The sequence below is a fragment of the Terribacillus saccharophilus genome, assembly GCF_002272745.1.
In the GTDB taxonomy this organism is placed as follows: Bacteria; Bacillota; Bacilli; order Bacillales; family Amphibacillaceae; genus Terribacillus; species Terribacillus saccharophilus_B.
Window position 1 is genome coordinate 430389 of sequence record NZ_NPBD01000002.1, and the last position, 17216, is coordinate 447604.

The window sequence follows — 17216 nt, forward strand, 5'->3', positions numbered from 1 at the left end:
CTATCATAGTTCATTTATTGCAACAACTATAAATAATATTACATAAGATGTATATTTTCTGCTGGATTCGGCATATATAAGTAAAAAAACCATTTGGAGGCAGGAATCGTGCATTATACAGAAATGGATATATTCTACGCAGAACTGAAACGGCTGGAAGATGAGTATAAAAGATGCCCCGAACCTCAAATCCGGAGCCTAATTCATGATGATATTCTTTTGATAGAACAAGCTATTGCGACTGCTGACGGACCATAAAGAAAAGGCGGAAAACACTTAAGTGCTTTCCGCCTTTTTATTAGTTTTCTTGATTTTTTTGGATTGGCTGATTCACGATGATATCTTGTTTCTTCACGCGTTCACTCAAGTATCTTACATAGCGGTGATCAGTAACGAGGAAAGCAAGCTCTTCCCGTTTCAGATGCTTCTCAGCCTCTTCGAAGGAATCAAATCCAATCTCTGCAGGCTGTTGATTTCTCATAATATAATATTTGCGGTTTTGCTGCACAATGAGGAACTTGTCATTCTGCTCATTAACATACAGCGTCCCAAGATCGTTCTCTGGTACGTTAAATCTATTATCTACGGCATCAGGTCGCAATGTCTGCAAGTCGAAAGCATTCTTCACGAACAATTCAAAAGCTTCGTCAGTGAGCGAAGCTCCAGAAGCTTTCTGATGGCCACCTCCACCGTAGTTACCGGCAATAGCAGAAACATCCACATCATCATGGATTGTCCGGAGGCTCATCCGTTTTGTCCCCATCATAATCATGATGATCAAATCCAGATGCGGGAACGTCTTACCTAAATCATTACCTAATTCAGAGAGGTAAGATTCTGCATGTACGACACCAGCCAGATATGTATCTGTCTTAACAGGAACAACTTGTTTTCTTTTCTTACGAATATAACGAGCTGTTTGAGCATCTTGTACTTGGAGCAATTTTTCCTCCAAGTCGCTGAAGACAAATGTATCATTATGCTGCAGACGTTGGATCATCTCATCAGCAAATTCTTCAATGCTTTGCAGGAAGAGCAGTGCGTTCAGCTGCTTAGCAGCTTCATTGTTCCGTTTCTCCCATTCCCATGTATCGTATTGGCGTACAAGCTCGACGAATTCGCTTACCGCCTTGGTTTTTTCTAAATGTCCTTCTTTGACAAGAACGTCATACAACATACTTGTTGCTGACGTAGGTGTTCCATCTTCTTCCTTAGTCGCAATCCATGCCCAATCATGGGCATTCAAGTGCTCACTAGTTTTGTGATGGTCCACAAGGCGGACCTTTCCGCCAGATTGGATGAAATTGCTGATAGCAGCTTCATTTTCTTCATTCACAGCCAAATCCGTTATCCATAATTCTTTTTCATGCTGTGCTTCATCGGCCAGGAATTTCTTTACTTCTTCATTCAGACTGCTGATGGAGTTATAGCGGATATCAACATCCTCTCCAAAAGCAAGTGTGGCCAAAATACCGCAGCCGACACCGTCCAGGTCATTATGTGACAATAGTTTATACAATCTCTTCACCTCAATTACTAGTATAAGTATAACCCAGCGGAATTATCGGCTTCAAGCATGATTCTTTACAGTTCCTGTTTGAACAGTCGGAATCGGTGAAGAAGTAGCAAATAAAAGCTTGCAGAAACGAGTAGTACACTGCTAAGGAGTACATAACCATTTGAAATGTACGAGTCCAGCGTCATATAAAGGAATATCGCACACGAAGCCATGCAAGTGATGGCAATAAGCAGCTTATAAAACCGCGCAAAACTGAAAGGAAAACGCACAGCCTGGTACAGACTCGCAAAATGAAGCACTGTCCCGAGAACCTCTCCTAAGTTAAGGCCGAGTATGACTCCATTTACACCCATGCTCGGTTGAGAAGCAACAAAGTAGATCATCACCAGACTGACTAACGCAGCAATCAGATTGTTATAAAGAACAACACTGCTTTTCCCGATACCAATCAGCACTGCCTGCAGCGGAATCTGTAAATAGCTGAGCATAAAGCAAAAGATCATCTTCTGAATAAGCAGACCCGCTTCCTCAGAGTGATAAAACAAACTGGTCAAATCAGTGGCAAAGAAATAAAGAAACAGTGCCCAAGGAATACAGATCATCATTGTAACGTTGATAACCTGATTTATATTGCTGTACATCTGCTGAAATTGACGACGTGCATACAAGTCACTTATGGAAGGAAGCAGATTAGTCGATAAGGAATGTGTGATGAACGTCGGTACAAACACAAGCGGCATGACATAGCCCATTAAGAGGCCATATGTTTCGGTAGCAGTCTCGGCAGTAAGTCCGGCAGTAAGAAAACTATGCGTAATGATTATCGGCAATAGAACACCAGCAAAGCTATTGACCAAATGACTGCCGGTATTCGGTAATGCGACACGGATTAAGTCTCGTGTATGCTGCTTCCCGTCGCGAACAAGGTCCCGGATAATATGAAAGAAACGCCATTTGAATTCTCTTTGCCTGTTGAATGCTACGATCAATACACCTAAAGATATCGCTTCGCCGATTACCATACTGATTACTGCTCCTGCAGCGGCAACACCTAAACCATAAGGAAGCAAGTATTGTACGAGCATATACGTAACAACAAGCTGCACACTCTGCTCAAGAATAGAAGCGAAGGCTCCAGGCGACATATACTGTTTTCCATGAAAATAGCCTTTTAAAATGGATGAAATTGCAACTATCGGGATAATCGGAATGATAGCTGTGAATGTGTATATAGCACGTTCATCAGCAAATAAAAGTCCTGGAACATAGTGGATCAGTCCAAGCAGCAGCAAGGATGTGACAATACTTAATGTCCCTGTTATCAAAAAGGAGATAGAAAGGACATGCCGAAGTCTTGTCCGATTATTCGTCGCATTATTCTCTGCCACCAAATTGGCTACGGCCACTTCCAAACCGAAGCCTGTGATCGCGATCAGCAGACCGGTTATCGGCATTGCCATCATCGCAAGTCCAATTCCTTCTGGACCCAAAAGCCGTGACAAAACGATTCCGTTTATAAATCCGATCAGCTTGCTGTAGCAAGCTGCAACTGCAAGAATGATCGTACCTTTCAATAATGATTGTTTTCCCACATTTGTCACCTCAACTTGTCCATGGTTTAGATGTATGTGGGGAAGGGGCTGTTTATGTCATGGAATAGTAAGCGGACAGTTTAAATGCCATTGTTAGATAAAGGTAAGTACTTATTAATCGAACTTTTATTTAAATTAGAGCTATTAAATCATGACATTGCTGGGACAAAGCCGGAGATGCTCTCTTATGCATAAGGGCAAGCACCTAATAGTCGTTAGCCAAAGGATCATCAATGCTTGTTACTTATCGAATGTCTCTTGATAAAGAAACTGACAAGTGATAGGTATGATTCCGTATTGATTCGTCTGCATCCTTACGCAGAAATGCCTGTTTTTCATAAAGGTTTTGACAGTGGGTAACAACACAATTAACATAATAATCAGAATTATTAATTATATAAAAGGAGGCGAAAAATTGCAGATATCTGAGATCATGAACAGCGGTGTTTTATGGGCGTTCTGTCTGCTTGTTGTATCTATCGTTATTTTTCAAGGTGTTGTATTCATGCGATCAGCGTTTCAGGTGAAAGAGGCGGTCGGTATGACAGATCGTGAGGCCCGAAGTGCGATGAAGACAGGTGCTATTGCAGCCATCGGTCCTGCATTAGGCAATATTATCATTGCCGTCTCACTGATGACGTTGATCGGAAATCCGCTTACGATGATGCGCAGTGCAATTATCGGATCCTCCGCTACCGAGTCACTCGGTGCCCAGATGGCTTCAACAGCTTATGGTACTGAGCTAGGATCAGCAAACTTTGGTCCTGAGGCTTTTACAACTATTGCTTGGACATTGTGTATCGGCGGAACAGGATGGCTAATCGTCACGTTTTTCTTTACAAAGTCATTGGGATCATTTCAAAAGAAAATAACAGCACGTAAGAATGGCACAAAGAAGATGGTTATTATTTCAACCGCAGCTATGCTTGGAGCGTTCGGATACTTTGCAGCAAATGAAGCAGTGAAAAGCAGCGGTCATACCTTGGTCATCCTGACAAGCATCCTGATAACGATCGGCACTTTACTCTTAGCAAATAAACTGCAAAGGAATTGGCTGAAAGAATGGGCTTTAGGTTTTGCTATCATTGGCGGACTGACAGTCGGCTACTTTATCGGATAAGGGAGGGAAAGGGAAAATGGCTAAAACAGCGGAACAGGTAGTAATACAGGAACAGCTGATTGAAACACAGCAGCAATCATTTGATGCTTTTCATGTGAATGCTCATTTTTGGGGAAGACTCACGATTGGATGTGTGATTGTCTTATCGGCTGCATTGCCGCTTTATCTATCGTTTGTCGCGGGATACCACCCTGGCTGGCAGGCAATATTCGCTGCCTTTCTCGCATATATCGCCCTCGTTGGATTTGCTTGGGTGGTGGAGCCGGTCAGTTATTACGCAACACTTGGTGTCTCTGGAACGTACCTTAGTTTCCTTACTGGAAACATCGCCAATATGTGTCTTCCATCTGCGGCTGCGGCTCAGCAGGTGATAGGCGCAGAACCAGGTACAAGGAAAGGCGAGGTAGCAGCAACTCTCGCAATAGCGGCAGCCAGCTTTATGAATATCGCCGTGCTGATTCCTGTCATATTAGCAGGATCGTATATCCTCTCTGCAATCCCAGAATCCGTTCAGGCTGCATTCACCTATATCATTCCTGCTATCTTCGGCGGGATGATCGCTCAATTGGCTATGAGAAAACCGCTTTTCGGTGTGACCGGTGTCGTTTTCGGCATCCTGTTGACACAGATTCCAATTCCAGTCTTCTTCAAAGGCCTGGTCTGTATGTTCTTGACAGTCATTATCTGTGTACTTTTGGAAAACAAGCAAGCATCCAAAACAAATGAAGGAGAGATGGTTCATGAGTAAAAAAGAGCTGGTTCGTAATCTGGAGGAGTTGGAACACGTTACAGGAAGTTTAGCACTTGATATATGGCAGCATCCTCAAATCGCTTATAAAGAGACTTATGCAAGTACAGCGCAGAAGGATGTGCTTGCAGACGCAGGTTTCCGCATTACAGATAACATCGGTGGTATGCAAACTGCTTTTTATGCGGAATACGGGAGTGGGCATCCAACCATCGGTATACTAGGAGAATTTGATGCACTGCCAGGTTTGTCGCAATCAAGCAAGCCTTACAAGGATCCTGTCAGAGATAACGCACCTGGTCACGCGTGCGGCCATCATCTGCTTGGAACCGCTGGTGTAGAGGCCGTGCTAGGGCTGAAGCAGCTTATCGATCAAGGCAAGGTGAATGGGACGATCCGCTATTATGGCTGTCCCGCTGAAGAGGTGCTCTCAGGAAAGACATTTATGGCAAGAGAAGGTGTATTTGATGATTTGGATTGCTGTCTCACCTGGCATCCTGGAACAAGTAATGTGGTCCAAAATTATAGCACTCAAGCAATGATCTCCATCAAATTCCGTTTCCATGGTGTCCCGGCACATGCAGCAGGTGCACCGCATGCCGGACGCAGTGCGCTTGATGCTGTTGAAATCATGAATATCGGAGCCAACTATCTGCGGGAGCATCTAGTAGACGGCACACGCATCCACTATAGCATCACAAACGGCGGGCAAGCGCCGAACATAGTTCCAGATGAAGCAGAGGTATGGTATTACCTGCGAGGAGAAAATCGGGATCAAGTAGAGGATATGCTGGTGCGCATGCATGATATCGCAAAAGGGGCAGCATTGATTACTGGCACCTCAACTTCTCATGAACTTTTAGCCAATTGCTATCATATGCTGACAAATGACACAATGGATACGCTGAATTATCGCAATATGGAGGATTACCCGATGGAAAGCTTTACTTCGGATGAAGTTGCTTATGCCGCTATACTGCGTAAGTCTATGGATCCGAAACTTATTGAAGAATCTCGCCGACAGCTGCAGCTTGATTACAATGATATACTTCCCACCAAGAATTTCTATAATATAACAATGAAAGATACAACGATGCCTGGCTCGACAGATGTAGCCGATGTAAGCTGGATCACTCCGCTTGCTAGTATCGGTACGACATGCGGGCCGATTGGAACCCAAGTACATGCGTGGCAAGCTACGGCAGTATTCGGAACAAGTATTGGACTGAAGGGCATGCATTATGCGGCGCGAATCATGGCTTTGACCGCATATGACCTTCTTACTGAACCAGCTCTTGTGGAACAAGCAAAGGCAGAGTTCATAAGAGCAACTGCTGATAAGCCGTATCAAGCTGGTCTAGATGAGACTGTATTAGCGCCTGGAACAGAACGAAAAGAGCAATTAATCTGAGTGTAATTGACTTCCATTTCACTTTTGGTATACTGTAAGCAACAAATACGAGAGGATGATGGGTGACCAATGATTAACTAATCTTATTTTTCACGAATTGAAAAGTCATTTTCAACGCGTACAAAATAGGATTAGTCTGCCCATTTTCTAATTGAACGGAAACGTATACCTCTCCAAGGATGTATGTGTCTTTCTGGTACGGCTAATCCTTCCAATTTATTTTGGGAGGATTTTTTTCTGTCCTCCTATCGTTAAGGAGCGGTTACTTATGAAAGAATTAATCAAATTACAGCAAATCAGCTATATGTACGGTGAGCGTCTCATATTACAGCAGGCAAATGGTACAATTCACCAGGGTGATGTAATTGGCATAATCGGAAGGAACGGCGCTGGTAAGAGTACATTACTGCAGATTTTGGCAGGTAATAAGCATGTAATCGAAGGAGTAATTCGGACAGCGGATTCTCTCCATGTTGAATTGGTTGAACAGGAAAAGGACAATTATAGTTATGATCCAATTCAATCTGAAGCAGCAATACTGCGCAGAAAATGGAGCGTGCCATCTGTTCCTTATCATAATATGAGCGGCGGAGAGAAACTAAAAGCGAGGCTTGCGAGCGGACTTTCAAGTAAGGCAGAGATATTGCTGCTGGATGAACCAACAAACCATCTGGATGAAGACAGTGTAAACCTGCTTGTGGAAGAAATCAAAGAATCAAATAAAACGTTATTGATCGTTTCGCATGACCGCTATCTACTAGATCAAGTGGCCACAAAGATATGGTCTATAGAAGAACAGATGCTCCATACTTTTGAAGGGAATTATACTGCGTATACAGATCATCGGCATAAAGAAAAAGCGGCCCAACAGCATGCCTATGAGAAACAGCAAAAACGTATAAACCAAGTAGAAGACCAAATAGCTTCGTTGCAAAACTGGAGCGCCAAAGCACATTCACAATCTACCAAACAAGAAGGTGCTAAAGAATATTATCGTAAAAAAGCGAAACGAATGGATAAGGCTGTAAAATCCAAAAGGAAGCGACTAGAAAATGAATTGGAAAAGGAGAAAGTAGAAGCTGTTGAACCGGAGCAAGGCATAACCTTTGAACTAAAATCAGCCCGCAAAAAAGGAAAACGGTTTTTGGAATGTAAAAACGTAACGAAGCAATATGAAAGTAAGGTACTCTTTCGTGATGCCAATTTTACAATCAAGCATGGAGAGAAAGTCGGCTTGCAAGGGCCGAACGGGTGCGGCAAGACAACCTTTTTCCGTATGATAACTGATAGTGAACCATATGCAGGAGAGATATGGAAGTCACCAACAGCAAACATCGGCTATCTCTCACAGGATGTCTATGATCTGCCTTTGGATAAGACACCTGCGGAGATCTTTCACCAGGAATCATATGCAGAGAGGGGAAAGGTACAAACGCTGCTTTTGCATCTCGGTTTCGAGACAGAAAGCTGGAGACTTCAGATAGAAGAAATGAGTATGGGGGAGCGTGTGAAGCTCAAACTTATGCAGCATATCCTGGAAGATAAGGATGTCCTTTTGCTGGATGAACCAACAAACCACATGGACCTTCCATCTCGGGAACATTTGGAACAAACACTCGCAGCTTACAGTGGGACACTGCTTGTTATCTCGCATGATCGCTATTTCAGAGAGAAAGTGACAGATACGCAATTGATCATTCAGGAAGGCACGATGCAGAAGATTCTAAGTACTAGAGAAGCGGAACCAGACTCAGAAGTGGATATCATACTCATGCAGCTGGAAAATGAACGGCAGGAAGTATTAGGGAAGCTGAGTATGCTTATACCTGGAGATACAGCGTATAAGCATTTGGATGAGCGTTTTAATCAACTGACAAAAAGAATTATACAACTGAAGAATTAGAAAAAATAGAAGAGCTGTGTATTCAAAGCACAACTCTTCTTTCCTGATATGTTCTGAATTGTAAACCTTCAGTCCTATATAAAAGGTAATAGTCAAGTTTTCCTGAATTTAAAAGAAATTCTAATATTGAACCATCTTATATTGGAGTATGTTAAGCTTGGGGAAAAAATAGATATGGAGGTCACAATATAACAGGAAATACTACTACTTAGTTTTAGTATCTATCGTTTACTGCCGATCCCCTCCTCATAGTTTTCAAAATATTAATTATATTTGAAGCTTTCCACTTTATTAAAGCACCCAGCTTTAGAAATAGCCCAATTCTCACTTATAAGAACTAATATTCAGATCGTCCGTGTTACAGCTGAAGTTATTAATTGAAATTATAAAAATGTAATTCATGTTAATAAAAGAAAAAATCGTCCGTTTTTGTGGTATAGGTGCTTACAATACAGTAGCGAATGTTCAACAGAAATTACTCCGCATTTATTAAGGTACAACAGCACTACTATTTAGTGTCTAATTGCAAGCTTTATGGACAATGCAAACCTGGACGATGCCTAATTGCTACCTCTTTTCCTGCAAAACAAAGAAAATCCTTTAAGTGCTCAATCTTGTAAAAGGGAGTGGCGATATAACCATCGGGCTTACTCACTTTGATCGGTCGCTCCTCTCAACCTTTTACCTTGTGCGATGTTCGCATCATTCTCCTAACCATCATTGACCCGGAACAAGACTTGGGAAGTGTCCTGCTTACTGAAGACTGTAATCCATTTTACGGGGATCTTGTCATAACAGGAAACTACCGGAGTGTAGTGATAGCTATTTTCAAAGCTTTAGCATCAAATAATTAAAAAGGGGATGGGAATATGTTTAAAAAGAAATGGGCAGCAGCTGCTTTAGTTGCAGTGCTTTCAGTTACAGCTTTCGTTGGAATCAAACCTACAGATGTGAAGGCTGACACAGATGTGAAGGCAATTGTTGAGGGAATGTCGGTCGAACAAAAAGTGGGTCAAATGCTTATGCCGGATTTCCGCAACTGGCAAAAGCAAGGGGAAAGCAAAGCAACAGGTTTTACAGAGATGAACGATGAAGTGGGAAGCATCATTCAGAAATATCATTTAGGGGGCGTTATCCTATTTGCCGAAAACGTCGTGGGTACTGAGCAAACAGTCCGTTTGATAGATGGCTTGCAAAATGCAAGTCCGGAACTACCGCTTTTCATCACTATTGATCAGGAAGGCGGAATCGTGACACGTCTACAAACGGGAACGAACCTCCCCGGCAACATGGCGTTGGGTGCAACAGGAAGTGAAAAATATGCTTATCAAACTGGCAAAATCATTGGGAAAGAATTATCGTCTCTTGGTGTAAATGTAAATTTCGGCCCGTCATTGGATGTAAACAATAATCCTGAAAATCCTGTAATAGGTGTCCGTTCATACAGCTCTAATCCAGAGCTAGTCTCAAAGCTAGGCATTGAGACTATAAAAGGACTGCAACGCCAGAATGTTGCTGCAACAGCAAAGCATTTTCCAGGACATGGCGATACCGCTACTGACAGTCATTACGGTTTGCCGCTTGTTACACATGACAAGGATAGATTACATGCTGTAGAACTTCTGCCTTTTCAGAATGCGATTGATGAAGGCATAGATATGATTATGACAGCGCATGTTCAATTTCCTGCTTTTGATGATACAACGTATATCAGCAAAAAAGACGGTCAGGAGATTTTGGTTCCAGCCACACTTTCCAAAAAGGTTTTGACAGGATTGCTACGCGAGGAAATGGGGTTTGAAGGTGTCATCGTCACAGATGCTCTTAATATGAAAGCGATTTCATACAACTTTGGCCAGGAAGAAGCCGTAGTATTAGCATTAAAATCAGGTGTAGATATTGCGTTAATGCCTGCACAAGTGAACTCTTTGGAAATGGAAAAGAATTTGGCTTCCGTTTATAACGCAGTGCTAGAAGCAATCGAATCTGGAGATATCCCAATGGAGCAAGTAAATGCATCGGTTGAGAGAATTCTTAAATTGAAAGAAAAACGTGGTATTTTGGATCCTGACAAAGCACCAATTGAAGAAAAAGTAGCTAAATCGTTAAAAGTAGTAGGCAACAAGGAGCATTTGAAGAAAGAAAAGAACATGGCGGAGGATGCTGTTACTCTTTTGAAAAATGAAGACAAAACACTCCCTTTCAAACCGAAAAAAGGGGACAATGTTCTTGTGCTAGCTCCATTTGATGACCAAGTAGAAGCGATGACAAGAAGCATAAACGAATTAAAAGGCAAGAAGAAAAATGTTAAAATTACTGGCTATGCTTTCTCGGAAAAGTCTTTCAATGAAGAGGTGGCAGCCATGATTGATGACGCAGACTATGTTATTACCGGTTCCTATGTTGTGAAAAATGACCCTGCTGTAAACGATGGCGTCATTGATGATAGTATTCAGGATTCGAGCAAATGGGCAACAGCTTTTCCAAGAGCTGTCATGAAAGATGCTGAAGCAAAGAATAAAAAGTTTGTGTTAATGAGTCTGCGCAATCCTTATGATGTCGGGAATTTTGAAGAAGCAAAAGCTGTGCTTGCGGTCTATGGTTTTAAAGGCTATTCAAATGGAGCATATAGACAGCCGAACATTCCTGCCGGTATTAAGACCATATTTGGTGAATCAAAGCCAAAAGGTAAATTACCAGTAGATATTCCATCTGTCAATCAACCTGAAGAAATTATTTATCCATATGGTTATGGACTCGATATTCGTTCAGGCAAGCTGCTTAAATAATCCGAATTAAAGGGGAGGAGTTCCATTGAAAAGGGGTTTGTTGCTGGTTATGATTCTGATGCTTGCTTTAAGTGCTTTTCCTGCGGAAAAAGAGGTTGCTGCCCATAAGAGAAAGAAAGATAATAAAGTAACGCCTGGTGTTGAGGTCCTTTTAGATGATCAGAAAGAACTTTTAAAAGGCAAAAAAGTTGGCTTAATTACCAATCCGACCGGTATTGACTCAAAAATGAACAGCATTGTTGATCTGCTGCATGAAGATTCGGATATTGAACTGACAGCTTTATTCGGTCCTGAGCATGGTGTACGCGGTGATGCTCAGGCAGGGGAATATGTTGAATCTTATATTGACGAAAAAACAGGACTACCTGTTTACAGTCTCTATGGACAAACAAGAAAACCAACACCTGAAATGCTTAAAAACGTAGAAGTGCTTGTCTTTGATATTCAGGACGTCGGAACACGCTATTACACATACATCTACACAATGGCTTATGCCATGGAAGCAGCAAAAGAAAACAACATTCCAATTGTCGTGCTTGACCGTCCGAATCCTCTAGGCGGACTTTCAGTTGATGGTCCTGTACTTGAGCCTGAGTTCTCTTCCTTTATAGGGATGTATCCAATTCCAACAAAGCACGGAATGACAGTCGGAGAGCTTGCTTCCTTCTTCAACGAAGAATTTAATATTGGAGCAAATTTGAGAATCGTCAAAATGAAAGGGTGGAGGCGGTCCATGGATTTCGATGACACTGGACTTCCATTTGTCCTACCGTCACCAAATATGCCGACAGTTTCAACAACATTTGTTTATCCTTCAACCGGTCTGATTGAAGGAACAAACCTTTCAGAAGGGCGGGGAACAACCAAACCATTTGAACTGATCGGTGCACCTTTTATCAACAGCACAAATCTTGCTGCAGAATTGAACTCACTTAGTCTACCAGGTGTGAAATTCAGGGCTGCATCCTTTACACCGACATCTTCAAAACATGCTGGAAAACTCAGCCATGGTGTTGAAATTCATGTAACAGACCGAGCTGAATTCGATGCGGTAACTACAGGTCTTTACATCATTAAAATAATTCATGACATGTATCCAGACGATTTCGAATTTCTTTCAAACAACTTCTTTGATAAATTAATTGGAAACGATTGGGTCAGAACAATGATTCTTGAAGGAGCATCCGTTACAGAAATCACGAAAAAATACCAAAACGAACTATATGAATTTAAGAAGGTTCGAAAAGAGTACTTAATTTATAAGTAATTGTTTCGAAAGGGTGAAATCATTGAGTTTCACCCTTTTTTAGTATAGGAAAATACCTGTTTCTCCATCAACTCCTGAGGAATGCAGCTGTAGCGAACGTCTGCAAGGGGTATTAACAATAGGGAAGCTTTAAACAGAAACCTTAGATTATTATAATAGGGCTTTATCAATCAATCCTAATTTCTGCATGGCTTTGGGGAATAAAGGAAGATTAATGAACTGAAGAGCTAAATAAAAGAGAGATGTGTACTTAATGACACATCTCTTTATATAAGTTAATCTGCATTTTTCTCTTTAGCTATAGTTTGTCTCTGTATCTTAATCGATGTAAGCAGAATACCGATACAAACTAGTACGGCACCTAGGATAATATTGGGCGTTATTTCCTCGCCCAGTTGTAGCCAGCCGAAAAATAAACCTAGCAGCGGCACGGACATGAGTGAGATAGATGCAATCGAAGCCTCAATTTTGCTCAATACCCAGTTCCATCCTACGAATGCAACAGCGGAACCTAGTATCCCGTTGTAAAGCAATGCGAGCAAGGAAGAAGTGGATACTGTTAAATTCGTGATCGCGGCATGTTCACTCGCAAAAGAAATAACGAATAGAAGAACTGCTCCAATCAGCATCTGCCACATTGTCATTTTAATTTTATGGTGTGCGCCACCGACTTTCTTTGTATAGATATTCGCTCCTGCCCAGAAAAAGGCTGAAACCACGATAATCGCTTCTCCTACTAACGTAAGATCAAAGGACAAATGAAATAGCTTTGTACCTATAATACATACTAAACCGGCAGCTCCGACTAGCAGTCCGATTACTTTATTCATTACTAGTCGCTCCTTAAGCATAAAGTGTGCCATCACACTGACAATTATCGGCATTGTGTATACAAGAACAGATGAAACACCTGAGTCGACAAATTGCATTCCGAATGTAGACAGCGCATAATAACCAATACACATTAATGCGGCTAGTATAAAGAAGGGTTTCCACTCATGCTTTTCCGGCAAAATGCGCACCTTCTTTACTAATAAAACTATTACTAATACTGCCGCTCCAATCAGGAGACGGAAGGAGGAGAACAAAAAGGGAGGGAAATCCTCTAAACCAATCTTTACAGTTACCCATAAATATCCCCAAATAATACTAATGATTGCTATCATACTAACTACTCTTACTTGATTCATGTTCATTCCTTCATTTCTTCTATTTTTCGTTAAACAGTTTGCTATATTTGGCCAGTTTTTTCTGTGTTAAAGCTATGGCAGACTCCAAACGCTGCTTTTCAGCCTCTAATTTCTGCAAATGGGTCTCAAGGATACTCACTTTATTACGATTGGAGATATCGTCTCCGTCCAAGAACCCCAATTCATGCCAGTCATTATCTTTCATAAAGGAAGAAATCTCATCCAATGAGAGACCAGCTTCTTTTAAGCAGGCAAGAGCTTGCAGCAGCTGTATGTCTCCTTTTGTATATATACGAACACCATTAGGTTTTCTCTGCGGCTTTTTCACAAGTCCGATTCGCTCATAATAACGGAGTGTACCGGTTGAAAATCCTGTCTTTACTGCAGCTTCCGTTATCGTACACATCTGTTTTCACCTCACTTAATCCTGCTCTATATTACTCCTTATAGTTAGCTTCAAGTCAAGCTTTATAAATAAAGAAAAGTATGCAGTAGGAAAACTGCACTACAAGGACACCATTTTGTGTTTGCTGCGACATCATTTTCGCGGATGACACTGATAGCAAGGACCAGGGTAACCAGTATCATCACGCTCACCATTGCGACTACTCCTTTCCAGCCTGATCCACTCCAGAAGAAACCGCCCAAGGAACCGAATATACTAGATCCAGTATAATAAAAGAAAAGATAGAGAGAGGATGCTTGAGCTTTATGACTTGCTGCACGTTTCCCAACTAAACTACTGGCAATAGAATGATTTGCAAAAAAAACGAATGTAAACAAAGCAATACCAGCAATCACAAAGACAAGCGGCACTGCTAATGTAAGATGCGTTCCAGACAGCACCAATACAATATATCGAGGCAACGAATGATTTGGCGAGAATGTTATAAGATTTAATATTGTACGTAGGATAAACATAGCTTTACCAGTAGTTAAAATGTTTCTAAAGTAGCAGATTAAGATTTGAGATTATATTGAATCTAAATTTGGTTAAGGTGTTGTAAATACGATTGCATTAAATTATTAATGAGTCTAAGTAGTTGATCCAAAAGTACGGTCATGTTGCTATGAAGTTGTAGAAGATCTGCTAATAGAATTACCTTAATTGAACTTATAGCAACGTGGCTGTATAATTCTGTGTGTTAATGAACGAGAAGGGGTATAAAGATAGCTTAGGAATACTCATTAGATAATTTTATTTTTTCTTAGTTTACATAATATATATTATCGGAAGTAATGATGAAACGCTGTTTCATATCTCAAAATCTAAGTATTCTTAAGATATTGAGACAAGATCAAAAAAACAGACTGCGCAACTAGTTTGCTGCACAATCTGATCTTATTATCAATCCGCTACATGCAAAACAATTTTGCCTGTATTCTTGTTGCTTTCCATATACTCATGCGAATTTGCAACTTCTGCTAAAGGAAATACTTTGTCGACAATTGGTTTGATTGCTTGTGATTCAAACAATGGCAATACATTATCAATCAGATCAGCCGTCAGTCTGGCTTTGTAATCAATGCTTCTTGTACTTAATAACGTTCCTTTTACATGTAAGCGTTTTGCAAGTAATGGCGTTATATTCGCATTTTCAAGCTTTGTACCGCCTAGGAAACCAATTAAGATCAATCTGCCGTCTGTTTTGAGCGTTTCGATATTCTGATCCCAGTATGTTGCTCCAATGAAATCTAATATAACATCAGCGCCTGTATCGGCAAGCTTTTCAGCAAAATCTTCTTCTTTATAGTTAATGGTGATGTCAGCGCCGAGTTCTTTGCAGAAATCAAGCTTTTCTTTAGACCCCGCTGTAACTGCTACTGTTGCACCTGCTTGTTTAGCTAATTGAATGGCAGCCGTTCCGACGCCGCTTGCACCAGCATGAATCAAGACAGTTTCACCTTGTTTAAGCTCACCGAGCCAATGTAGCGTCTGATAAGCTGTCATAAACACTTCTGGTACCGCCGCTGCCTCTTCGTAGCTCAAATGCTCTGGAATGGGCATTGCAAGCTTGCTGTTAAGTACAGCGTATTCTGCGTAGCCGCCGGATGGAATGAGTCCAAATATACGCTCTCCCTTTTCCCATCCGTATGCTTCCTCTCCTGCTTCTTCCACAACACCAGCAATTTCCAATCCTAAAATTGGATCAAAATCACTTGAAGGGTAATTTCCTTTTCTTTTTTCTATATCTGCACGGTTAATTGCTGAAGCCTTTACGGAGACAAGAATTTCGTCTGGTTTTATTTTGGGTTTATCGGCTTCTTCCAGTTTTAGTTTCTCTGTGCCGCCGAAACCTTGTAATGTGATTGCTTTCATAGTTATTACTCCCTTTCACTCTTAATTCTCAACCTTTACGGAAGAAAAGTAAATAAATCAGCACTATCCAGAATGGTATAGCTAACAAGATCCCGATTAGCAGTCCTTTGAAGAATTTCATGCTGCTGCACCTCATTTCGTGTGCTTTTTCTTATTGTTAACCATATGATAAAAAGCTTAAACATGCAAAAACCCGGCTCTTTTATCTGGAGCTCGGGTTTTGCACTGCTTGATATACAGGGGATCTTGCTTGAATAGTCTCTAAATAGTAATCGAATAATTCACTGGAAGCATTCGTCCAGGAATGCTTCTCAGCTTCTATTCGTACATTCTGTTTCATTTTAGACGCTAATTCTTGATCATCAAGTTTACCAACCGCTTTACTCATGCTCGCTACATCTTCATTTTCAAAGAGGAACCCTGTCTTACCTTCCTCAATTTGTTCCAATGTCGGTCCGCTTTTAGCAGCAATGACAGGAATTCCGGAAGCCATTGCTTCTAGTATGACTAGACCTAGTGTCTCGGTAATAGACGGGAACAGAAAAGCATCAGCAGAAGCAAACGCCTGGGATAGCTCTTCTCCATGAAGAAAGCCTGTGAAGAGCGTGTTTGTTCCCGCAAATATCTTCTCCAGTTCTTTACGTGCTGGACCGTCTCCGATAATAGCTAATGCTAAGTCATCCCGTTCATCCAATAATGGACGAATCTTATGGATTTCCTTCTCAATTGCCAGTCTGCCGACAAAGATGAGCAATTTCTTACTATGATCTCCTTGTAAAAGCCGCTCACGCATACTTTTTGAATAAAAATCCGGATGACGCTTCTCTACATCGACACCTCTGCGCAACACATGCATCCGCTCAAAGCCATGCGCATCAAGCTCCTGCTTTATAGCAGCAGACGTACACAGATTGATGTCAGCTGTATTATGAAGCCTTCGGAAATGCCACCAGAATAATGGTTTCAAAGGTTTATAAAGTTTGTAATAATCAAGGTATTTCGGTACATGTGTATGGTAGGATGCCAAAAGCGGCAGTCCTTTCTTATGCGCGTAATGTATTCCTGATACTCCGACTAAGGCAGGATTCGCCACATGCACAAGATCCGGCTGGTGCTTCTCCAGCAAGGCTTTGATACGTCTCGTCGGCATGGAGAATTTCTTGGAACGGTAAAATGGCATTGTTACTGTCCCAACCCCCTCCACAAGCGCACCTTCATATTCAGTTACACCTAAATCCGGAGCAATGACGACGACTTCATGCTTCTGGCTGCGCAGGTACTTGATCGCTTCGGTGAGCCGGGTGACGACACCGTCAGTCGATGGCAGAAATGTCTCGGTGATAATGACGATTTTCAA

14 protein-coding genes are annotated in these 17216 nt (G+C 41.5%); 7 read left to right on the forward strand and 7 right to left on the reverse strand.

Annotated features, from left to right (window positions below; genetic code table 11):
* Positions 1-108 precede the first annotated feature (108 nt).
* Positions 109-258, forward strand: a complete 150-nt coding sequence (locus CHH58_RS18300) for a hypothetical protein (RefSeq protein ID WP_170937512.1) — start codon at positions 109-111, stop codon at positions 256-258.
* A 40-nt stretch (positions 259-298) separates the two neighbouring features.
* Here CHH58_RS18300 and CHH58_RS03930 read toward each other — a convergent pair whose 3' ends face one another.
* On the reverse strand, positions 299-1519 hold the full coding sequence (locus CHH58_RS03930; RefSeq protein ID WP_095262057.1) for a DHH family phosphoesterase: 1221 nt from the start codon (positions 1517-1519) through the stop codon (positions 299-301).
* A 65-nt stretch (positions 1520-1584) separates the two neighbouring features.
* Entirely contained in the window at positions 1585-3111 is a 1527-nt protein-coding gene (gene spoVB, locus CHH58_RS03935) for a stage V sporulation protein B (RefSeq protein WP_170937513.1), read from the reverse strand.
* A gap of 415 nt (positions 3112-3526) precedes the next feature.
* Here spoVB and CHH58_RS03940 point away from each other — a divergent pair, with 415 nt between their 5' ends.
* The 6 genes from CHH58_RS03940 (at position 3527) to CHH58_RS03965 (ending at position 12349) form a co-directional block, all read left to right on the forward strand.
* Positions 3527-4231 (forward strand): DUF5058 family protein, encoded by a 705-nt coding sequence (locus CHH58_RS03940; protein ID WP_095227123.1) that lies wholly within the window; start codon positions 3527-3529, stop codon positions 4229-4231.
* Between the two features lie 16 nt (positions 4232-4247).
* Positions 4248-4979 carry a small-conductance mechanosensitive channel gene (locus CHH58_RS03945; RefSeq protein WP_095262059.1) on the forward strand — a complete coding sequence of 244 codons (732 nt, stop codon included), beginning with the start codon at positions 4248-4250 and terminating at the stop codon, positions 4977-4979.
* Entirely contained in the window at positions 4972-6390 is a 1419-nt protein-coding gene (locus CHH58_RS03950) for an amidohydrolase (protein WP_095232726.1), read from the forward strand. Before CHH58_RS03945 ends, CHH58_RS03950 begins: the two co-directional genes overlap by 8 nt.
* Before the next feature lie 268 nt (positions 6391-6658).
* A complete protein-coding gene (gene abc-f / locus CHH58_RS03955; protein WP_095262060.1) occupies positions 6659-8293 on the forward strand; it encodes a ribosomal protection-like ABC-F family protein in 1635 nt (544 codons plus the stop codon).
* Between the two features lie 869 nt (positions 8294-9162).
* Positions 9163-11082: a glycoside hydrolase family 3 protein gene (locus tag CHH58_RS03960; RefSeq protein WP_095262061.1), complete on the forward strand. Its 1920-nt coding sequence runs from the start codon at positions 9163-9165 to the stop codon at positions 11080-11082.
* A 49-nt stretch (positions 11083-11131) separates the two neighbouring features.
* Positions 11132-12349, forward strand: coding sequence for an exo-beta-N-acetylmuramidase NamZ family protein (locus CHH58_RS03965; protein WP_095262172.1), 1218 nt, complete (start codon positions 11132-11134; stop codon positions 12347-12349).
* 275 nt (positions 12350-12624) lie between these two features.
* Here CHH58_RS03965 and CHH58_RS03970 read toward each other — a convergent pair whose 3' ends face one another.
* The 5 genes from CHH58_RS03970 to CHH58_RS03990 all read right to left on the reverse strand — a co-directional run bounded on the left by CHH58_RS03970 (position 12625) and on the right by CHH58_RS03990 (position 17216).
* Positions 12625-13539 (reverse strand): DMT family transporter, encoded by a 915-nt coding sequence (locus CHH58_RS03970; protein ID WP_095262173.1) that lies wholly within the window; start codon positions 13537-13539, stop codon positions 12625-12627.
* Between the two features lie 19 nt (positions 13540-13558).
* Positions 13559-13945, reverse strand: coding sequence for a MerR family transcriptional regulator (locus CHH58_RS03975; RefSeq protein WP_095232729.1), 387 nt, complete (start codon positions 13943-13945; stop codon positions 13559-13561).
* Positions 13946-14007: 62 nt separating this feature from the next.
* Positions 14008-14460 carry a hypothetical protein gene (locus CHH58_RS18305; protein WP_170937514.1) on the reverse strand — a complete coding sequence of 151 codons (453 nt, stop codon included), beginning with the start codon at positions 14458-14460 and terminating at the stop codon, positions 14008-14010.
* A 427-nt stretch (positions 14461-14887) separates the two neighbouring features.
* Positions 14888-15859, reverse strand: coding sequence for an NAD(P)H-quinone oxidoreductase (locus tag CHH58_RS03985; RefSeq protein WP_095227114.1), 972 nt, complete (start codon positions 15857-15859; stop codon positions 14888-14890).
* Between the two features lie 202 nt (positions 15860-16061).
* Positions 16062-17216, reverse strand: coding sequence for a glycosyltransferase family 4 protein (locus CHH58_RS03990; RefSeq protein WP_095260608.1), 1155 nt, complete (start codon positions 17214-17216; stop codon positions 16062-16064).